This is a genomic window from Chitinophaga varians, from assembly GCF_014529945.1.
Taxonomy (GTDB): Bacteria; Bacteroidota; Bacteroidia; order Chitinophagales; family Chitinophagaceae; genus Chitinophaga; species Chitinophaga varians.
Map to the genome: position 1 here is coordinate 1 of NZ_JACVFB010000025.1, position 798 is coordinate 798.

The window sequence follows — 798 nt, forward strand, 5'->3', positions numbered from 1 at the left end:
GTAGCCTTCATACAGGTAGACCGTGCGCAAAATATCATACCGCGACAACAGCGTGTTCATCGCCCCCACCACATCTTCTACCTCCAACTGCCCCGTGATGCGGCAACTCACCTGTTCAAAGTAATGGTCTGCAGAGGCGTCGTAGAGCGTATGAAACAACAGCCCTTCCTGCATCGGCGATAACGGATAAATATTTTCAACTAAAAATGTTTCCTGCAAACTGTCCAGCGCGGCCATCGTAAGGTCCGGACAACCGGTATCTGAAGGACTCAGCACCACTTTACCATAATCCTGGCAGTAACGGATGATCTCCTGTAAAGCCGCTTTGTAATGCGCCATAAAATGACGGATACTGTCCTGCCGGTATTGTGCTTTGCTGTAACGCAGCGAGAGCGCCAGTTTTCCGTTTTGCACCTGGCCGGCAATATCCCATTCGTAGTGCCAGCTGCCGTCCAGGCTCATCTCCCCTCCTTTGTATTCATTCAGCACAGAGAACGACGGCCAGCGGGTATCTGTATCAAACTGCCCGAGATAGTTAAAACTCACCGCCGACCGGCGAAGTGCCCCACTGCGGGGTTGCAACAGGTAATCCATACCATGGTGCGGAATACTGCGCAGCGTTTCTTTCACCTGACGTATCAATATCGACAGGGGCACATCGGTTGCCTCCAGCCGCACGGGATAAATGCTGGTAAACCACCCCACCGTACGGCTTACATTCATATTGGCCAACACCTCCTCTCTGCCATGCCCTTCCAGGTCTACTTCCAGCGAAGAAAGGCCGTAGCTGTTACGGAA

The 798-nt window shown here is 52.5% G+C and carries 1 protein-coding gene; it reads right to left on the reverse strand.

Going from position 1 to position 798, the window contains the following annotated elements; all coding sequences use genetic code 11:
- Window positions 1-798: condensation domain-containing protein (locus ICL55_RS34880; protein WP_223151697.1), on the reverse strand; the 798-nt coding region annotated here is incomplete at both ends.